This is a genomic window from Galenea microaerophila (assembly GCF_054657255.1).
On the sequence record NZ_BAAHWZ010000001.1, the window covers coordinates 989,012 to 1,009,567 of the forward strand.

21 protein-coding genes are annotated in these 20,556 nt (G+C 39.1%); 2 read left to right on the top strand and 19 right to left on the bottom strand.

Translation table 11 applies throughout. The annotated features are described in order from the left end of the window. Positions 1-22 precede the first annotated feature (22 nt). Positions 23-1,126, bottom strand: a complete 1,104-nt coding sequence (gene aroC, locus ACYQ05_RS04855; RefSeq protein WP_459819038.1) for a chorismate synthase — start codon at positions 1,124-1,126, stop codon at positions 23-25. Between the two features lie 150 nt (positions 1,127-1,276). Between aroC and ACYQ05_RS04860 the strand changes: the two genes are divergently transcribed. Next, positions 1,277-2,203, top strand: coding sequence for a sugar transferase (locus ACYQ05_RS04860; RefSeq protein ID WP_459818858.1), 927 nt, complete (start codon positions 1,277-1,279; stop codon positions 2,201-2,203). A 13-nt stretch (positions 2,204-2,216) separates the two neighbouring features. Here the strand turns inward: ACYQ05_RS04860 and galE (ACYQ05_RS04865) are convergent, their stop codons facing one another. From galE (ACYQ05_RS04865) to mog, 18 genes are all read right to left on the bottom strand, one after another. Next, on the bottom strand, positions 2,217-3,236 hold the full coding sequence (gene galE / locus ACYQ05_RS04865; RefSeq protein WP_459818860.1) for a UDP-glucose 4-epimerase GalE: 1,020 nt from the start codon (positions 3,234-3,236) through the stop codon (positions 2,217-2,219). Further along, the gene (locus tag ACYQ05_RS04870; protein WP_459818862.1) at positions 3,233-4,030 is read right to left on the bottom strand and encodes a glycosyltransferase; all 798 of its coding nucleotides are present in this window, start codon (positions 4,028-4,030) and stop codon (positions 3,233-3,235) included. Before ACYQ05_RS04870 ends, galE (ACYQ05_RS04865) begins: the two co-directional genes overlap by 4 nt. Beyond that, entirely contained in the window at positions 4,027-5,283 is a 1,257-nt protein-coding gene (locus ACYQ05_RS04875) for a TolB-like translocation protein (RefSeq protein WP_459818864.1), read from the bottom strand. The genes ACYQ05_RS04870 and ACYQ05_RS04875 overlap by 4 nt, the downstream gene beginning before the upstream one ends. Continuing rightward, on the bottom strand, positions 5,283-6,197 hold the full coding sequence (locus tag ACYQ05_RS04880) for a glycosyltransferase family 2 protein (protein WP_459818866.1): 915 nt from the start codon (positions 6,195-6,197) through the stop codon (positions 5,283-5,285). The genes ACYQ05_RS04875 and ACYQ05_RS04880 overlap by 1 nt, the downstream gene beginning before the upstream one ends. Positions 6,198-6,210: 13 nt before the next feature. Next, positions 6,211-7,287, bottom strand: coding sequence for an EpsG family protein (locus ACYQ05_RS04885; RefSeq protein ID WP_459818868.1), 1,077 nt, complete (start codon positions 7,285-7,287; stop codon positions 6,211-6,213). Beyond that, positions 7,288-8,076 carry a glycosyltransferase family 25 protein gene (locus ACYQ05_RS04890; RefSeq protein WP_459818870.1) on the bottom strand — a complete coding sequence of 263 codons (789 nt, stop codon included), beginning with the start codon at positions 8,074-8,076 and terminating at the stop codon, positions 7,288-7,290. A gap of 18 nt (positions 8,077-8,094) precedes the next feature. After that, positions 8,095-8,325, bottom strand: a complete 231-nt coding sequence (locus ACYQ05_RS04895) for a hypothetical protein (RefSeq protein WP_459818872.1) — start codon at positions 8,323-8,325, stop codon at positions 8,095-8,097. A 536-nt stretch (positions 8,326-8,861) separates the two neighbouring features. Next, entirely contained in the window at positions 8,862-9,152 is a 291-nt protein-coding gene (locus ACYQ05_RS04900; protein WP_459818874.1) for a hypothetical protein, read from the bottom strand. A 219-nt stretch (positions 9,153-9,371) separates the two neighbouring features. Next, positions 9,372-9,527: a hypothetical protein gene (locus tag ACYQ05_RS04905; RefSeq protein ID WP_459818875.1), complete on the bottom strand. Its 156-nt coding sequence runs from the start codon at positions 9,525-9,527 to the stop codon at positions 9,372-9,374. Then, entirely contained in the window at positions 9,518-9,661 is a 144-nt protein-coding gene (locus ACYQ05_RS08560) for a hypothetical protein (protein ID WP_488193209.1), read from the bottom strand. Before ACYQ05_RS08560 ends, ACYQ05_RS04905 begins: the two co-directional genes overlap by 10 nt. A gap of 2 nt (positions 9,662-9,663) precedes the next feature. Continuing rightward, the gene (locus ACYQ05_RS04910) at positions 9,664-10,665 is read right to left on the bottom strand and encodes a glycosyltransferase family 2 protein (protein ID WP_459818877.1); all 1,002 of its coding nucleotides are present in this window, start codon (positions 10,663-10,665) and stop codon (positions 9,664-9,666) included. Beyond that, positions 10,658-11,932, bottom strand: a complete 1,275-nt coding sequence (locus ACYQ05_RS04915; protein ID WP_459818878.1) for a flippase — start codon at positions 11,930-11,932, stop codon at positions 10,658-10,660. The genes ACYQ05_RS04910 and ACYQ05_RS04915 overlap by 8 nt, the downstream gene beginning before the upstream one ends. Continuing rightward, entirely contained in the window at positions 11,932-13,077 is a 1,146-nt protein-coding gene (glf, locus tag ACYQ05_RS04920) for a UDP-galactopyranose mutase (RefSeq protein WP_459818880.1), read from the bottom strand. The genes ACYQ05_RS04915 and glf overlap by 1 nt, the downstream gene beginning before the upstream one ends. Next, entirely contained in the window at positions 13,074-14,102 is a 1,029-nt protein-coding gene (gene galE / locus ACYQ05_RS04925) for a UDP-glucose 4-epimerase GalE (protein WP_459818882.1), read from the bottom strand. The genes glf and galE (ACYQ05_RS04925) overlap by 4 nt, the downstream gene beginning before the upstream one ends. A gap of 5 nt (positions 14,103-14,107) precedes the next feature. Next, positions 14,108-15,169, bottom strand: coding sequence for an NAD-dependent epimerase (locus ACYQ05_RS04930; protein WP_459818884.1), 1,062 nt, complete (start codon positions 15,167-15,169; stop codon positions 14,108-14,110). Between the two features lie 101 nt (positions 15,170-15,270). After that, on the bottom strand, positions 15,271-16,284 hold the full coding sequence (locus ACYQ05_RS04935; RefSeq protein WP_459818886.1) for a carbonic anhydrase: 1,014 nt from the start codon (positions 16,282-16,284) through the stop codon (positions 15,271-15,273). Next, the gene (gene prmB, locus ACYQ05_RS04940; RefSeq protein WP_459818888.1) at positions 16,262-17,209 is read right to left on the bottom strand and encodes a 50S ribosomal protein L3 N(5)-glutamine methyltransferase; all 948 of its coding nucleotides are present in this window, start codon (positions 17,207-17,209) and stop codon (positions 16,262-16,264) included. Before prmB ends, ACYQ05_RS04935 begins: the two co-directional genes overlap by 23 nt. Next, positions 17,206-17,766 (bottom strand): molybdopterin adenylyltransferase, encoded by a 561-nt coding sequence (mog, locus tag ACYQ05_RS04945; protein ID WP_459818890.1) that lies wholly within the window; start codon positions 17,764-17,766, stop codon positions 17,206-17,208. The genes prmB and mog overlap by 4 nt, the downstream gene beginning before the upstream one ends. A gap of 104 nt (positions 17,767-17,870) precedes the next feature. On the opposite strand from mog, the gene lon reads away from it, so the two are divergent. Then, complete coding sequence (gene lon, locus ACYQ05_RS04950) at positions 17,871-20,471, top strand: endopeptidase La (protein WP_459818892.1); 2,601 nt, start codon at positions 17,871-17,873, stop codon at positions 20,469-20,471. The last annotated feature ends 85 nt before the right edge of the window (positions 20,472-20,556 follow it).

A 20,556-nucleotide genomic window follows, 5' to 3' on the forward strand; every position in this document is an offset into this window, starting at 1 on the left:
CTGGATAAGGCTGAACGGCACTTTAATCATTCAGATGCGCCAAATCCATGATCGGTGGTTCAACATCCGCATTTTGCGCACGATGACGCATAAAATGGTCCATCAGCACAATGGCCATTTGCGCTTCTGCAATGGGCGTCGCGCGAATGCCGACACAGGGGTCATGTCGACCTTTGGTAATCATTTCGGTAGACTCCCCCTCTGTCGTGATGCTTTTACCTGGAATGGTAATGCTGGAAGTTGGTTTTAATGCAATATGCGCAATAATATCCTGCCCCGTAGAAATACCCCCCAAAATACCGCCCGCATGATTGGAAAGAAAACCTTTTTCAGGATCCATCTCATCTCGATGCTCAGAACCACGCTGATTCACCACCGAAAATCCATCCCCAATCTCAACCCCTTTCACCGCATTAATACTCATTAACGCATGCGCCAGATCGGCATCCAATCGATCAAATACGGGTTCCCCTAAGCCAACTGGAACATTTTTTGCAATGACGGTAATTTTGGCGCCGATGGAGTCCCCAGTTTTTTTTAGTTCCACCATAAACTGCTCCATCTCTTGGCGCTTTTGCGGATCGGGACAAAAGAGCGGGTTATCATTATCAAAAGGCCAGGTAACTGGCCCCACCTTAATGGGACCCAATTGAGAAAGATACCCCTTAATCTCCACCCCTAAACGTTCCTTAAGATATTTTTGCGCAATCGCCCCAGCCGCCACACGGATGGCTGTTTCACGCGCAGAAGAGCGCCCGCCGCCACGGTAATCACGAAAACCATATTTTTGCGTATAGGTGTAGTCCGCATGCGCAGGACGGAAAGTCTCCGCCACTCGAGAATAATCCTGTGAACGTTGATCCGTATTGCGAATCAATAAACCAATGGGCGTCCCCGTGGTTTTTCCTTCAAATACACCCGACAAAATCTCAACCTCATCAGGTTCACGTCTTTGCGTGGTATATTTGGAAGTCCCCGGCTTACGACGATCTAAGGCTTGTTGAATATCCTCTGCGCTCAACGCCAACCCCGGAGGACAACCATCCACAATCCCCCCCAAAGCTGGCCCATGACTCTCACCAAAAGTGGTCACCCGAAAACATTGACCTAAAGTATTCCCCGCCATTGCATTTCTCTCTTTAATACTTAATAATGAGTTCATTTTATCATGCATACGCTAAAGCTGCTAAGCAAAGCCAAAGAATTGAATGCTAATACTCGTCAACTGCACATACAGATTGAGTAAATAAAAATACAGAGGGGAGGATCATTAGAGGTGATCGTTTTAGGAGAGAAATATAAATTTAACAACCTTGATTTAGAAAAGATAAACAAACATTTCCCAAATATTCATTATATTTCATACACAAATCAAGACCCCAAAGACACCATTAAACAGATAGATGAAATACTGAGAAATGAAGATAAGAAAATTATAGTGTTAAACATTGATACAACTGCAAATGATGAAATTATCAAATATTTAACAAACTTGGAATTAAAAGGGGTCTCTTTTTTATCGATAGAGCACTTTTTTGAAAAACATCTTCAAAAATGCTTTATTTTTGATAGCCATACTGATTTAAATTTTTTAGAAGAGATAAAACCCTATTCAAATTGGCAATATATACAAAAAAGGATCATAGATTTTTTAGGCATATTTTGTCTATTTATACTCTCCTGGCCTGTAATGCTCTACTCTGCATATCGCATAAAAAAAGAATCCCCAGATGGACCTATATTTTTCAAACAAAAAAGAGTAGGAAAAGATGGGAAAGAGTTTGTTTGTGTGAAATTTAGGAGTATGGTACCAGATGCAGAAAAGGGCAAACCTCAATTTGCGAGCAAAGATGACCCAAGGGTTTTTACATGGGGTGCCATAATGAGAACAACTCGAATTGATGAACTTCCACAAATGTGGAATGTACTAAAAGGCGAAATGCATCTTATTGGACCCAGACCTGAAAGAAAGTATTGGGTTGACCAATTTGAAAAAGAGATTCCATATTATAATGAACGTCATTTAATTGCTCCCGGCATAACAGGTTGGGCACAAGTGATGTACCCATATGGAGCTAATATAGAAGATGCCAAACAAAAACTAATGTACGACCTTTACTACATAAAGTATTGGAATATATTTCTCGAACTCAAAGTCATATGGAAGACTGTACTCGTAGTAATTGGTAAAAAAGGAATATAAGCGACTCTAACTTTCACTCAACGTCTAAACGATAGCCATTAGGATTTTGGCTTTGCCAGCGCCAGGCGTCTTTACACATCCGTTCAATGCCTAATTCTGCTTTCCAGCCTAGCGTATCATAAGCATAAGTTGGATCAGCATAACATTGTGCCACATCACCCGGTCTGCGACCCACAACTTCATAAGGCACATTTCTTCCTGATGCCTTTTCGAACGCCTTGATCATTTCTAGCACTGAGTAACCACGCCCTGTACCCAAATTAACTGTTAACAAACCCGCAGACTGCATAAGTTTACGCAAAGCCGCTACATGCCCTTTTGCCAAATCCACCACATGAATATAATCACGCACACCCGTACCATCCGGTGTATTGTAATCTCCACCAAACACACTGAGTTTATCCAGCTTACCTACAGCCACTTGAGTAATATATGGCATCAAATTATTAGGAATGCCATTCGGATCCTCACCTATCAACCCCGATTCATGCGCACCCACGGGATTAAAATAACGCAACAAACCAATCGACCAAACAGAGTCACTGATATACACATCACGTAAAATGTTTTCAATCATCAGCTTAGACGCGCCATACGGATTTGTGGTCGATAACGGAAAATCCTCTTTAATCGGCACACTCTCTGGATCACCATATACAGTTGCCGACGAGCTAAATACGACACGTTTACAACCAAATTCAGCCATCACCTCAAACAACGCTATTGAACCCGATACATTGTTATCATAATAACATAACGGCATCGCTACAGACTCACCCACCGCCTTTAATCCAGCAAAATGAATCACCGCTTCTATCTGATAACGCTCAAATACCCTGCGCAAAAGCTCACGATCACGAATATCGCCCATGACAAAAGTCATCGATTTACCAGAAATCTGCTCTACCCGTTTAAGCGACTCAATCGAAGAATTAGACAAGTTGTCTAGAACCACCAAGTCATACCCAGCCGCCAATAACTCAACACACGTATGCGACCCGATATACCCAGCTCCGCCTGTAACTAAAATCATCTTGCCACCTTATAAAGCCAGCGCTTAATAAACAATGGTGATAAACGCAACACTGAACGCGCTAATAAATTAAAGATATACTCATTCAAGGTTAAAAAACCAATCGAGCGCTGAAATTTAATCAGCGTAACTTCCCGCTTTAAAAATTCAACCCCCCGTCGCCCCATCATTTCAGAACCCGTGCGCATTCTCACCAGAATGTCTGGCAAATTTGCCAACTTATAACCTTTTACAATCAATAAAGACCACAGCGCATAGTCTTGTGCATTTCGAAACTCAGGGTACCCTCCAACAGCCAAAATGGCCTGTTTTCTAAAAATTACTGCCGGATGACTTAAAGGACTGCGCTTTTTGGCAAAGTTAACCAAAGCACCATGCTCTAAAGGCAAGACTCGCTGAGATACCACGTCACCTGTATCATTAAACTCTTCAATAAATCCACTACTTGCTGCAACATCTGGATTCTCCTGCATAAAAGCGACCTGCTTTTCAAAACGATTAGGCAAAGCAATATCATCCGTATCCATACGCGCGACCAGATCATACGAACAATGTTTCAAACCTTCATTCAAGGCACAAGCTAAACCGACATTTTGTTCTAATAGTACAGAAACAATATTCAATGATTCACGAAATCTCTCTATAACCGCCTTTAATTCAAATGAAATGGGACCATCTTCCACCAACACCACTTCATCGGGTTTAACCGTTTGCTCATCCAAACTTTGTAAACAAGCCTCTAAGTATTCAGGCTTTTCTTTAAAATAAACAGACATTAAAACCGACAAACTCAAGACTCTATCTCCATTTCATAAAGACTGCGTTTGCCGGAAAAAACCGAATCAAAGTAAACCTTTTTACCGCACGGGCTAAAACGTGGATGCAAATCACAACGGGCTTCTCCACTGTATTCAAATCCATGAAAAAACTCACCCAGTTTTTTCACTTCACCCGTTTTCCAATTCACCAAATTCAAATGCTGCATTCTTGATTTATCAGGATAAGTATCCGCTACAAACCAATCGCCATGAACATGTGGATGACCATCACCCAACCCATCTAAAGCAGAAAAATGTGTAAAACTGCCCGAATCAATATCCACTAACCAATAAGCATCTTTATTTTTAGGCCCTCGCATGTACCCCAAAATGGTTTTGTCATTCGCCCAGAAACAATGACTCACCATGCCGTAGTCAGATAAAAGCTTTATTTCGCCTGTTTTAGCATCAGCCAACATCAAGCGATCCAAACGCCGCTGACCACTAAAATAACGATGCAAGAAAATAAACTGCGAACCATCAGGTGAAATCATTATATGATTACACTTGTGCAAAGCATTTGCAAATTCTGGTCTATATGCAACTTTACATATTTGCGCGATTGAAACTAACAAAACTGATTCACCAGTTTTATAATCGACACGCCAAATCCCATCATTTTCCAAATCTTTTAATTCAGCTTCAGACATATTTGTCAAATTTCGATAACCATAATCAGGGCGCAGAGACATTAAGCGACGATAGTTAAGTGATAAGAAGTAATCCGTTCCAAAAGAATCCTGTACAGGTAGATCGAACTTTTTAATTTGCTTTAAAGTTACAGCATTCAACACCATAGCGACATAACATTGATTATCGGAATCAAAATCGTTATAGATAAATAACTCATCATCCAACCAGTGCAATCGCGAACCTTGTTGCCAGTTATAAGTAGACGTATAAGCCGACCAAATCTTTTTAACCAGGCCTGGTGAAAATAACGCAACTTCAACCGAGTGTTCAGCATTAGGTAAACCAGAGGTTTCTAACTTGGAAAAATGACATAAAACCAGCCCGTTACGATTAGCTGGTGATTTATCGTAATAACCAAAAAAAGATTCGGACTCACTCTGATAGCTTTTTAAATCAAATGAGGTTTGGTGGTTATAACTTTTTTTGTGCTTCAAAAAAACCAATCGTGAATAAGCTACTTTTGCAACCTTTTTAAAAAAAGGTACTTTGCTTAATAAACGTGAAATAGCTCTCTCAAAATAATTAAATGTAGACATTAACCAAACCTTGCCTTCATCATAAAAATAAACTTAGAACCTAATAATAAAGAAAATAAAATAATTAAATCTTTGAAATTATGACTTTTTTTAAAAACACCAAATTGAACACTAAATGATTTGAGAATCTTACCATTTAAAAGTAGTTTGTGAACAACCATTCTTTGTTGCCAAAGATAATGACGGTTGATCGCCTTCTGATCTAATGAATTATATAATTTCTGATGTTTTTTTCTAATTTTTTCCAAAGCTTCCAAATTAGAGTATATATTTTTCGATAAGCTATTTTTTTTTGTTATGTAGTTGCACTCGGTTAATGGATAATCTAATTTTTTAAATTGATAACCATTTGATGCCATACGTAACCACAATTCGTAATCCTCCAAGGCATCTAGTGTTTCATCAAACCGGCCAGATTTAATGAAGGCATTTCTTCTAACAACAACCATAGGAGTACCACCTACAATATTTGAAACAGCTAACTCCTTCAAAAATAAAGAAGCATCCTCAAAAAACTTCGGCTTTGAATAATAAAAAACACCCTCATTAACCATATTTATTTTTGCTGGATGATACAAAACGTCGTACGAATGATGAGATATATACTTCGAAACAGTTTTTATTTTTTCTGAGTCAAATAAATCATCATCATCTAAAAATGCAACATAATCGGCCGATGCTTTATCAACTCCCAAATTTCGAGAAGACGATGCACCATTACCATCTATGTTTTCGATATAATGCAAATTTGACAACTCAAAACTTTCGACCAAATTTCTTGTCTCTGCACAAGAAGCATCATCAACAATAATTATTTCTTTGGCCGCTAGTGTTTGATTCAGCACACTATCAATTGCGCGCTTCAAGAACTCCGGCCGATTATGGGTTGGTATTACAACAGACAACTTCACCATAGAAAATTCCTACTTAAAACAACAAACTATTATATGGAAAGATAGAGTTTCCATCAAAGATTAAAACCCTAACAAATATTAAGGTAAAAGTTAAATAAACTATCAGGTAAAATGCAATCCTAAACCACCCGGCTTTAAAATAAAAACCCAAAAAAACAGGAATAGATAATGCAAAAAAAATTGTAAAAAATACTGTAAACCTGTTTAGAACTAAGTAGCCAGAAACCAAATTTAATATAATGATTCCTATAAATGACAAGTTAAACAAAACCAAATTCAAATATTCGTCCAACCATATTTTTTTATAAGTCAAAACAAATAAAATGAACAATAGATTAAATAAAAACATTTTGTTTGATAGTGATCTTTCATGATCTTCAAGCAGTATTAGTAAATTATGATATCTTCCTGAAAAAATAAAATCATCTACAGAATAAATAAAATCTATAACATATGAATTGTCATATAAAAAATATAAAGAAAGAAAATAAACACCTAAAACAATAAGCCTTGGAAGTCTAATAACAAAAAAATAGGCAAGATAAAAAAGTAATGCACTTTTGTGAAAAAGGGTTGCAATAGTTACTGTAAAGAAAAATAACCAAAACTTCCTCTCTACAATAAATTTTAACGAATAAAAACAAATTGCGACAGCAAGACCCTGCCTGATAATGTTTTGAAATAAAAAAACTATCTCATTAGAAAACATTATAAGAAAACTCAGAGGGTACGAACTTGAATATCTTTTTATCGTTAGGGATATCAAAAGAAATGTTGCAAAAAAAGAGACGAAAATTACAAACTCGGCACCTAGGTCAAAAAGCTTAGAAACACTGTTTAGGTAATAAAAACCTTTCTCGATCTTTTCACTTGTGTAATAGTCACCCAATGTTTCATAAATTCTTACATAAGAAAAATAATCAACCCCTCCACCATCTCGAAAACCAGCAATCAAAATAACTAATATTACACCAAACCAATATCCTGGATAGACGTAAGTTGATCTATTCTCAAATCCCAACCTTTTAAACTTTAATCTAAAAGATACGAGGAAAATCAATACACCCAAAAGAAAAATATAAACAACCATTTAAAAGATTCTTTTAAACCCAAAAAATTTATTTACAACCAAACCTAGCTCCCTGTAAATTCTTTTAACAGCCTTTTTTAAAAAAGGAAAGCTTAAAGCATTTTTCAATATAAATTTCTGCTTAAAATTATTCCTATCTACCTCGATATGGCTGTTAGATAAGTCTACCGGATGTGACAGATGCCCTGAATAGAATATGTGTGAATTTGTGTCCTTAAAAAAATATGACCAATCATCTGCTAATACCAACATTTCTTTCTGTCTATTCAGAATTTGTTCAGCTGAAGCACGTGTTACAACATAACAGCAAGTACGCAAAATGTAAGCGTACGAAAATGATGATATTTTCCATAATCCGTCGTTATTAATTTCTTTACCAACTACAAAACGTTTAGAGCGTGAACCCTCTTGTCCACCGCATATTAATAAAGCATATTGATCAAGACTTGAGATTAGATTAAAAATATTCTCAATATCTTTATCAGAACCTATAATATCATCTTCTATTATTAAGGCATGTTTATGCTCTGTTTTTAAAAATGCTTCTAGTGCTTTTATATGGCTCAAAGTACAACCAAGCTCTGCAGGGGATATTAATCGATTACTTTTTTGAAAAAGTGGTAAAACTTTATTAAAGTAGCTTCTGGCATCCATTTCGCGCCCATCAACTGCTTCAATGTTTATCATATCTCCAAAAAATTTAGGAAATTGTTTAGCCAGATTATTCCTGCGTTCTAAATCACTATTTAACGAAACCAAATAAATGGGAATATTTCTTTTGTTACTCATCAATGCTCAACCAGTTCTCTATATATTTTCTGGAAATGTCTTCATAATCATGATATTTTTTAACATAAAGACGTGATAATTTACTAATTTCGGAAATTTTTTACACTCAATTAGTTTTTCAACTGCATCTACTATGCTTTTTGATAAAGGCCTTATATAAAAAACAGGAGAGTTGTCGACCCCTAAAGCTTCCAATCCCACCTTCTCAACTCCTCCTAAAACCACTTTACCTATTGCTAAATCATACAATCCATTTACACCTAGTGACTATGAGTTCACTTGGTCAATCAAAATATTTGTTTTTCGCATTAAGTTCAAGTATTGCTCTATCGGCATTTTCCCATCAATAATTAGTCCAATATCGTTAGGATAATTTTTAGATAAGTAATCAAAGGCTTTTTCAATATATTTAGTACTCTTAAAACCCATGCCTATTTAATCCGTGAAAAATTACAATTTTTTCAAACTGTTTCTTGATATTTAATTTTCCTTGTATTTATTGGAATAGGTATTGTAGCCAGAATGTTAGAATGGTTTTTGTAACCAATCTCATACTCATTCATTACTGGTATAATTCCATCCAAAATATGTGACTACCACTTATTAAATACAAAAGCTTCATCATGTTCCATATAAAATTTCTCAACTTTTTGCATCATACTTTAAGAAGTCATCAAATGGCCCATACTTCATTACTTTTCTAGCTTCATGCCAAAAATATGAGTCATCACCGGCAGCTAAAAGAAAAAAGCTTGTTATTTTTTATCAATTTGTAAACCATTTTGCTATAGACAGGTGCCTTGGATAAAATCCAAGGGATTAATAAGTTGCACAACATCAAAATTCTTGAAAGTTCTTAGATAAAACCAAAACTTTTGATGCCTGTGAATCTTTCCGATAAAACCTTTAAAACTACTATCCAAATTTATATCATTATTAATTTTCTTCCAACCATCTTGCCTAGCAGCAACTATAACTTCATCACCCAATAACTCAAGTCCTTCTTTTATGTTTTTATGCAAACCAATGTATTCACCTAATAATAATATTTTTATAAATCTCTTTTGCTCTTTCACCAATCTTGGTTATTTTAATTTTGGTGCTGTCATAGGTAGTTAGGTCGACTCCTTTCTAACCCATTGATTTAATTGCCTTTATTTTTCTTTTGGGTCACAGTTATCAAATCGCCATTCACATTTCTTTTAAAAACAATTGAAATGGCTCTTTTGAAATGCCATTATGTAATCCCCCATTTATAATATGCTTTTAAAATCAACTTGGTATCGGAATCAGATTCATAGTTGTAGCCCAGTTTTTCCCAACTCTGCGCGAATTTCTTTAAAGTTATAGACTTCGCCGTTATAGACCATAGATAAATGCTTAAACACCATTGATTGATGACCATGATTGGACAAATCCAAAATTGACAAACGGAGATGTCCTAAGCCCACTTGCGATTGCTCAAAACCTTCAAAAAATAACCGCCATCATCCGACCCACGATGAAACAACACATCCGTCATTTTCTGAAGGTTTTCTTTAGTTGATTGGCCTCGAAAATCCACTAGGCCTGCAATGCCACACATTATCAAAGAAACCTTTTCTCATTTCCCCACACAGAAAAAATACCATGAAAACTTGCTTTCATATAATCATACCATTCTCTGACCATCATCTTTGTAAGAAAATAATAACTATATGCAAGAAAATACTTTATCAATTGTGTTTTCTTTCCATACCTCCATTGAATATATGCCCTATTACGCATGTCACAATAGTTCTTCAGCCGTGACTTTTGATAATTTAATTTATAACGCCCATCGAGAATTTCGACGGTTTCTACTCTTCCTTCAGGATGAAAATGAATTGCTTCAACAACTGTTGCAACACCAAGTCCAGACTTTAACGCCCGAAGCTGATACTCTACCTCATCTCCCCAAATAAACATTTCTTTCTTTGGGTATCCAATTTCTTGAACAAGCTCTTTTGAAATAAATGTTCCATTAAATGGGTTAGCTGTATCAAAAATAAGTCCTTCTGTAGCACAGTTTAAAGCTTCCGAGTAAGTCTTTATTGTTTTGAAGCTTACTCTATCAAACAACCCAAAACTTAAACTACTGAAATTATCTTTGTTTAATACTATAGGGTTTAAAAAATTTGCTTTATCCTTTTTACTCAGCAGTTTTTCTAGTGCATCACTCCTAGGCAATCCATCATCATCCATCAACCACAGCCAATCGTAGCCCAGCTCATAGCCACGTTTTACGCCTTGATGAAATCCACCCGCACCACCTGTGTTTTCATTCATGCGAATATAAATAATTTTTATATTTTCATTTTCTACGTTGTTAATCCTTGAGAGAAATTCTGATTCGTAAGGCTTAGAAATTTTTTCTGGAGGTAACTGTTGAATATACCCAATCTCTAACAGAGCTTGCGGTGTATTATCTGTTGAAGCATTATCAACGATTAAAATTGCATCTAAAGGCCTTGTTTGTTTTGTTAAAGCTTGTAGGCAGTCTTTCAATAACTCTTTTCTATTAAATGTAACAACCACACCACAAACAGTTTCTTTTCTTATTTCATTCATTTTTAAACTTCTTTTTTAAATAAATCCACATTAAAGCCGTTACGAATACTTCAACGGCCAGCATAGTCAATGCCGAGCCGAACCCTTCGAATATTGGTACCAAAATCAAACTTAATCCAACACCCAAAATAGCCGCTGCCACAAGAATATAGCTGAAAGCTTGTTTATAACCTAAGTTCAACATCGTTTGAATTCCAAACATATTACTTAACGCAATAATAAATGGTAAAAAAGCCATCATTTGTAAAAGTAAAACTGACTGTTGATATTGTGCACCAAGCAATACGTTGACAATTGGCTCTGCCAATAAAAACAACACAGCAGAAATCACAAACATTCCTGTACCAACAATCCAAGTTGTTTTGCGAATAAAATGCAGACCTATTTGCTTGTTTTCTTGTATTTTTTTACCTATTAATGGATAAATGGCTTGTGAAACGGGGGCATACAGCCCCTTAACGGCTTGAACAATTTTATCGGCTGCTGCAAAGTAGCCAACCACCGTGTTATTAGTGAATAAGCCTAAAATGAAGGTAGTCGATATAGTGTAAAGACTAATCGCCATACTAGATAAAAACACATGCCAACCTTCTGCAAGCTGGAATTTAAGCATGGCTTTCGGTTGCCAAATAAAATGCACATTAAACTTTTGTTTCACCAGATAGAGCGAGCAAATACCTGCTACTATAAACCCCATAGATGTGAGCAAGGGAACTAATAAATAATCCGCTTTTCCGTGGACAAAAATAAAGATACACACGGTAAAAAAAGCTTTAGCTCCTATATTTAAGTAGGTGATGTATTTCATTCTCTCCATACCTTGAAACAGCCAGATAGGAAACAGCACTTGGCCTATAACCGTACCAAAGGTTATAAAATAAACTTCCCAATGTTGGCTAAATTTCTCTAAGCTAAACACCAACAAAGCCATTATCCCAAAACTAACAACCAATAAAGCGGTTTTAATCATCATCACCGAACTAAATATCTCGTTGACTTTATCTTTATCATCTCGATGAATCGAAATTTGCCGCGTGGCTGATAGATTAAAACCGTAGTCAGTTATCAATATGAAATAAGCGTTTGTTGCTGTTGCAAAAGCTAGCAAACCAAAATATTCTGGACCTAAAACACGCACTAAATAAGGAACAGTGAGCAATGGCAAAATATAGTTAGCGCCCTGCAACATACCTAATGAAAAAACATTACTGACAAGACGTTTTTTTTCTTCTGTACCAGTTAGCTTATATTTTATTTTATTAAACATTATGTCGGGTCAACAAAAAATGCGGGGATAGTCGCTTTGTCTGTTATTAATTTCAAAATTTTTTGACTTGCATACAACGCTTCGGCAATAGTGACATCCATATCCAAGTAGCGATAGGTGCCTAAACGCCCTAAAAAGCTTACATTGGATTGTGCTTTGGCTTTTTCTATATAGGTATTGAGCATGGCTTTTTCGTTGACTAGGCGAATCGGATAATAAGGGATATCGTCTTCTGTGCATTCACGACTGTATTCTTTGAAAATGACCGTTTGTTCGTGCGTTTCCCAAGGTGAGAAGTGTTTGTGTTCTGTGATGCGCGTATAGGGGACATCTTGGTCACCATAATTCATCACCGCGCACCCTTGATAATCGCCATCGTGGTCTTCACGCACAAAGTCCAACGTGCGGTAGCCTAAGCGCCCTTCTTCGTAGTTGAACCATGCGTCAATCGGCCCAGTATAAAATACATGGTCAAACTCTTTGGCTTGTTCGGTTTTAAATGAGGTATTTAGGTGGGTTTGAATATTCTCGTGTGACAGTAATGCTTCGATAATTGGGGTGTAACCTTCTTTTGGCATGCCTTGATATTTATGGTTAAAGTAGTTGTCGTCGTAGTTAAAACGAACGGGCAAGCGTTTAAGTATGCTGGCTGGGAGTTCTGTTGGATTTATGCCCCATTGCTTAATGGTATAGCCTTTGAAAAAGGCTTCATACAAATCTTTACCTATAAATTTCATTGCTTGCTCTTCGAAAGATTTTGGTTCTTCGATAGTGTGATCCGCAATAGATTGTATAAAGGCCCTTGCTTCATTTGGGTTTAATGTTTTATTGAAATATTGGTTAATTGTGTGTAGATTAATGGGCAATGAAAATACTTGCCCTTGGGAAGTGGTCTTGACACGGTTGGTGTAAGGCATGAATTCTGTAAATTTATTCACATAATTCCAAACAGTTTCGTTGTCTGTGTGGAATATATGAGGACCATACTTATGAACCATTACCCCAGTCACTGCATCACGCTCGGAATAGCAGTTTCCAGCAATATGATTGCGCGATTCAAAAACATTTATCATGTGCCCTTCTTTCGCCAATTCTTGCGCCAAGACCGCACCGGTAAAACCAGCACCTACAATTGCAAAATTCATTTTATGTCCTTTTTGATTTGTTTCTTTTCCCACGCCCACGCATGGCGAATAATGGTTTCTAAATCAGCAAACTGTGGTTGCCAACCAAGCTTAGTTTTTGCTTGAGTGGCATCTGCTACCAAAACAGCAGGATCACCAGGCCTGCGTTCACCATTCTTTATAATTAAGCCACAGTGATCCTCGGCTACCACTTTTTGTACTTCATCGATCACTTGCTTTACTGAAAATCCTGTGCCGTTCCCAAGGTTAAAAGCCAATGCACCCATTTCTTTGCCTATTAGGATATAGTGTAGTGCAAGTGCATGGGCAGAGCATAAGTCGTTTATATGAATATAATCACGTATACAGGTACCATCTTCAGTCGGATAATCTCTTCCAAAAACAGTGATGTTTTCACGACGACCTGAAGCGGCTTGTAATGTAAGTGGGATGAGATGGGTTTCTGGATCGTGACATTCGCCTATTTCTGTTTCTGGATCTGCACCGCAAGCATTAAAGTAACGCAAACAAACCGAATTAAGACCATAAGCTTGTGCATAATCTTGCAGAATGCGTTCAATCATTAACTTTGACGAACCATAAGGATTAATTGGTTTTTGTGGATGGGCTTCATCAATCGGTGTATACTCAGGCTCGCCAAAGATAGCGGCCGTGGACGAAAAAATAAAATACTTTACATTATGCCGCACCATCACATCCAGCAAATTCAAAGTATTAGATACATTATTGCGATAATATTTTGCTGGATTAGTCATAGACTCACCGACTAGGCTATTTGCCGCAAAATGCATTACACCATCAAATTGGTTTTCTTTAAATAAAGTTTCCAATAAATTAATATCAGACAAATCACCTACAATCAGCTGGCCGTATTTAACGGATTTTCTAAAACCGGTTGTTAAATTGTCCAGAACAAGCACATCATGCCCTTCTTTAACTAACATTTTAACCATGTGAGAGCCAATATAACCTGCACCGCCGGTAACCAAAATTTTTAGTTTTAAGTTTTGAGTGTTTAATTTCATAGTTTTTACTTGTAATACTTTTTATACCATTCCACAAATTTGGCAATACCCTCCTCAATGCTGGTACTGGGTTTAAAGCCGGTATCGGTAATCAGTTCGTCTACATCCGCATAAGTAGAAACTACATCTCCATCTTGCATTGGCATAAAGTTTTTCTCTGCTTTTTTATCTAGTGCTTCTTCTAAAGTTTCTATGAAGGTCATGAGAGGAAGCGGAGCATTGTTTCCTATGTTATATATCTTATAAGGTGCTGATGAGCTGCTTATATCAGGATCCTCTGCATTCCACTTTTTGTTTGGCTGAGCTGGTTTATCTATGACTTTTATAACCCCATCAACTATATCGTCTATATAAGTGAAGTCTCTACTCATTTGACCATTGTTGAATACTTTTATGGGTCTATTATTTAAAATAGCATCCGTAAAAAGCATAGCAGCCATATCTGGCCTACCCCATGGTCCATAAACAGTAAAAAACCGTAATCCCGTTGTTTGAATACCATAAAGATGTGCATAAGTATGCGCCATCATCTCATTTGATTTTTTAGTGGCTGCATAGAGGCTGACTTGATGTTCTGTTTTATCCGTTGTTTTAAAAGGTTGAGATTCATTAAGCCCATAGACTGAAGAACTACTTGCATAACATAGGTTTTTCACATTTGTGTTTCTACACCCTTCTAGTATGTTTAAAAAACCCACTACATTACTTTGTATATAAGCATGAGGATTTTCTAATGAGTAGCGTACTCCTGCTTGAGCTGCGAGGTTACAGACAGCATCGAACTTTTCGGTTTTAAAGAGTTGTTGCATTGACTCATTATCAGCTAAATCCATCTTATAAAAGCTATGATTCTCGTATAATTTTGAGTGATGAATATCTAATGGAGCATTGTTTGATTCGACTTCGTCTCTATTTATTCCTAGCTCTTTTAACCTTCCATATTTTAGATTTACATCGTAATAATCATTTATATTATCAATTCCTACTACTTCATCACCACGTTCAAGTAGTTTTTTTGCCAAGTGGAACCCTATAAAGCCAGCTGTTCCTGTTACTAAAATTTTCACCCATCTTACCCTTATCTATTCACAACTTAACGAGCCATATTAACAAACTTAAGTTTCAATATTGTGAAACCTCTCAATTCTCTTGTTTATTCAAAACACCTTTAATACGGCACCATATCCATCGTATTGGCCCGTGTGGCATTCCATGATTTTAATACATGTCGGGCATAATGGGGTTGTACTGGACGGTTGTTGTTTCCTAAGATGGCATGCATGGCTGCTATCTGTTCTGCTGAGGCTTCGATGGGATCTTTAAACACGATCCAATACACGCCTTCTGAACAGGGTGGTGTGGTTAAGGAGCCGCTGTATTTGTAGAATAATTTGCGTTTGGGGAAAAAATCGACAGGATTAACTTTGACATATTTGTGGAGATGTTCTTTACCAATATCTTTGGGCAGATAACGAATAATATCCGCTAAAGCATCATTCTCTTTGCCCTCTTTAAATAAAATACCAATTACGGCTATATTACCCTCTCCATCTTTATGCACAATATGCATCTCCATTGGATAATTAAATCCATTTTTTTGATGTTCACTGGGGGTATGGAAGTGGAATTGCAGTAGTTCATAACGGTTACCATTGATCACGATGTAACTCCCCAAGGGGTAATTCACCTGAACGGTATGACCATTATTGATAATATGCATTAAGGCAGGTTGATAATAGACATCCATTCCAGGCAAGCCAACGGTATTAACGGCGGTTTTATCTTTGATATTAATGGGGGATTGATTGCGGCCAATTTTGCAAGAGATAAATTTTGGATCTAGGTCTCCCCAATGTTCCGGCCCTTCTGCGCCTTCATAGCTCCAATGCGCTTTATGCGTAGATTTGTGAGCCGTTTTTGGGTTTTCAGCGGGGTGTGCTGGCTCGGTTGAGTGAGCAGCTGCTTGAGTACTTTTGTGCGCTTTAGCCTCTTTAGGCGCTTGTGGCGCCTTATGCTCAGAGCTGGCGTGTGCATTCTGTGCGGCCTCTTTCTCTAAATCGATTAAAGGAGGCGCTTCAGCTGAATGCTCTGCGGCCGCTGCCCAGTGACTGCTAAGCCCTAATGCGATCATGAGCAACCCTTGATGGATTCTTTTATGACTATTGTTCTGCATACCGAACATTTATCCTTTCCTCTAATATTTCTTGAAATAAAACCAATTCTGATCGTTGGATTGCAAAGACTCCTTCACCACCAGACTCAAACTCAAACCAATAAAAGGGCAACTCTGGGTAGAGCTGCTGTAAATAGAATTGAGAAACGCCCACTTCTACGATTAAAACGCCCTCTTCCGTTAAATAATCTTTGGCTTCTGCAAGGATGCGACGCACCAAATCCAATCCATCTTCTCCAGCGGCCAAACCTAAGCGCGGCTCATGCTGAAATTCGAGGGGCAGGGCCTCCATCTCGATTTTGTCAACATAAGGCGGATTGGAGACAATCAGATCATATTTTCGCCCTGCTAAGGCGCTAAATAAATCTGACTGAATGACTTCTGCACGATCTTCCAAGTGGTAGAGTGCCACATTTTTACGTGCCACTTCTAAGGCTTCTGCCGAAATATCCACCAAATCCACTTTGGCATTGGGGAGGACTTTGAGCGAGGCAATCCCAATGCATCCGCTGCCGGTGCACATATCCAGCACATGGGTCACCGCTTCGGTGTCAACCCAATCCAAAAATGCTTTATCGATCAGTTCTGCAATGGGTGAACGTGGGACAAGCGTCTGTTCATTGACATAAAACTTGAGCCCGGCAAACCAAGCTTCTCCTGTTAAATAGGCGGCAGGCTTGCGGGTTTCAATGCGTTGACGAAAGAGTTCTGTCACTTTGTGTCTTTCTTGATGAGATAGGCGTGCCTGCAAATAACTGTCTGGCACCTCCCAAGGCAGATGCAGCGTGTGAAATACCAAAAAGCGTGCTTCATCAAAGGCATTATCGGTACCATGACCAAAATACAGCTCATTTTGTTGAAAGAGCGTCGCTCCCCAACGAATATAATCCAAAATAGTTTCTAGCCCATCATTTTGATAGTTCAGGTTCGTCATTTTTCAGGTTTTTTCGCATGTTTGGGACGAAAAGCCTTCACAAAGGATTCATCGGTTTCTAAATAGGGGCCATCAATCAAGTCAATACAATAGGGGACGGCCGGAAAAACCGCTTCCAAACATTCACTGATGGCTGAAGGCTTACCAGGTAAATTGATAATCAGGCTCTCCCCACGAATGCCCGCAATCTGCCGAGAAAGGATCGCTGTCGGCACATATTGCAAAGAAACCGCTCGCATCTGTTCGGCAAAGCCATCTAAAATTTTATCGCACACCACTTCGGTCGCTTCTGGTGTCACATCCCGCTTGGCAGGTCCGGTGCCGCCTGTGGTCAAAATCAAACAGCACCCGGCTTCATCCGCCAAATGACGCAAAGTCTCTTCAATCAACGCTTGGTCATCTTCAATCACTTTGGCCACAGGCGTGTAAGGCGTCACTAAAGCTTTTTGAATCCACGCTTGCATGGCCGGGCCGCCTAAATCTTCATACTCACCGCGGCTGGCTCTATCTGAGATGGTGACAAACCCTATTTTAATTTCGCTATTTTCGCCTGTCATAGAGAATCCTTGAAAATCCTGAATTAGAACCTCATATAATAACTCAAAACTTAAAATTAACCCAAATAGTGATCATTCAATTTAGGGTTAAAGGAGCTTAGCATATGAGTGATATTAAAAGAACCACTTTAGAAGAGTTTTTAGAACAAACAGATACGCAAATTGATTTAGATGAGAAAGCAGAATCTAGCTCTGAGGCAACCTCTGAATCGACCTCTGAACCTTTAGATGGTGAACATCTGCCTAGCGGTGACGCTAACGATGAGAGCACGGCGCTGGTTAAAGCAGATGGCATGATGCTTCCCTTAACCTTAAACATTCTGCCTGTTCGTGAACGCCCCTTTTTCCCAGGTCAAATTTTGCCTGTGATTGTCAGCAAATCACTGTGGGAAGAAACTTTTAGAGACATTGCAGACGGTCAAACCAAATATATTGGCATTCTCTATGTCAGCAAACAGCATGACGAAGAAGAGGTGAAACAAGAGGACCTTACGCCAGAAGATTTTGCTCGCACCGGGACTTTGGTACGCGTGCAGGACCTGAAAATCAAATCTGATTATATTCAGTTTGTGGGCGAAGGGATTCGACGCTTTCAGATCAGCGAATGGATCAGCACCCAACCCCCTTTTAAAGCCCATGTCAACTATCCTCAAGACATTAAGCATGTGTCTGAGCAGACCTTAAAAGCTTATGGCATTGCCATTATGAATGCCTTTAAGGAACTTTTACCACTCAATCCACTCTATAGCGAGGAGCTTAAATATTTCCTCACCCGTTTCAACCTCAGTGATCCGGCGCAATTGGCCGATTTTGCAGCCGCTCTAACCACGGCTGACAATGATAAATTGCAAGAGATCTTAGATACGCTCGATCTAGACGAGCGGATGGAGAAGGTGCTTACTCTGCTAAAAGATGAGATCGATCTGACCAAAATTCAATCCAATATTCGCGAGCGGGTTGAAGAGAATATCTCGGATCAGCAACGGGAATTCTTTTTGCGTCAGCAGCTCAAAGAGATTCAACGTGAATTGGGCATGACCAAAGATGATCGCACGGCAGACATCGATCTCTTTGAAGAGCGCCTCTCCAAACTCAAACTGACGGAAGAGGCAGCGAAAAAAGCGGAAGAAGAGCTGCAAAAACTTAGCATTCTTGACCCGCACTCATCCGAATACGCCGTTTCTCGCAACTGGTTGGATTGGCTCACCCAACTGCCTTGGGGCATCTACAGCAAGGACAGCTTGGATCTGAAGCGCGCACGCAAAATTTTAGATCAAGGTCATGATGGCTTGGAGGATGTTAAAGATCGCATTCTAGAGTTTTTGGCGGTTGGCAAGCTTAAAGGCGAAGTCTCCGGCTCCATTATCTGTTTAGTTGGGCCTCCTGGGGTGGGGAAAACCTCTATTGGGAAATCGATTGCAGAAACGCTCAATCGTAAATTCTACCGTTTTTCCGTCGGTGGCATGCGCGATGAAGCGGAGATTAAGGGGCATCGACGCACCTATATTGGCGCCCTCCCCGGCAAGTTTATTCAAGCCTTAAAAGATTGCGGCACCAGTAACCCCGTGATTATGCTGGATGAAGTGGATAAGATTGGCAGCAGTTTTCAAGGCGATCCTGCTTCTGCGCTCCTTGAGGTGCTGGACCCTGAGCAGAACAGTGAGTTTATGGATCATTATCTAGATGTGCGCTACGATCTGTCCAAAACCCTCTTTATCTGCACGGCCAATACCTTAGATACCATTCCTGGCCCCTTATTGGATCGTATGGAAGTCATTCGCCTCTCTGGCTATATTACGGAAGAGAAGGTCAAAATTGCCAAACATCATCTCTGGCCTTCTTTACTGAAAGAGATGGGCTTGGATCGTTCTCAAGTGCAAATTACCCTGCCTGCGATCCGTCATATTATTGAAGGCTATGCGCGGGAAGCAGGGGTACGTAATCTGAAGAAAAAATTGGCGCAAGTGATTCGTAAAGTAGCGATGAAACTGGTCACGGATGATCCAGAACTCCCAATCGTGATTCATGTGAGCGACTTAGAAGAGATGCTCGGACAACCGCGTTTTATACCGGAAAAAATGCACCTACAGGTCGGCACCGTCACCGGACTCGCCTGGACCGCCATGGGTGGCGCCACTTTGACCATAGAGGCGAGCCGCATTCACACGCTCAATCGCGGCTTTAAACTCTCTGGCCAGCTCGGCGATGTGATGCAAGAGTCTGCGGGGATTGCTTACAGCTATATCACCTCTAACCTGATGAAATACAAAGCCGATCCGGAGTTTTTTGATAAGGCGTTTGTGCATCTACATGTCCCAGATGGCGCCACCCCCAAAGATGGACCCAGTGCGGGGATCACCATGGCGACTGCTCTGCTCTCACTCGCGCGTGATGAAGCCATTAAAAGCCCATTGGCGATGACGGGGGAGCTGAGCTTAACTGGGCAAGTGTTACCGGTCGGTGGTATTCGCGAAAAAGTAATTGCCGCCAAGCGCATTGGGATTAAAGAGCTCATTCTGCCGGATGACAATCAAAAAGACTTTAATGAATTGCCAGATTATCTCAAAGAGGGACTGACGGTTCATTTTGCCAAGCACTTTGATGAAGTGGCCAGGCTAACCTTCTCGATTCGCTCAAAATCCCCAGCCCTGAAACGCTATGAGGCGGAACTTAAAGAAAAAACCCTGTTAGAGAAAGAAGTTTAATCCAAACTGCCTGCTATGGGTGAATAGCAGGCAACCCTTCTTTAGGCACAATACCTTTTAGGGTGCCTGCAAATGTGCCTTGCAA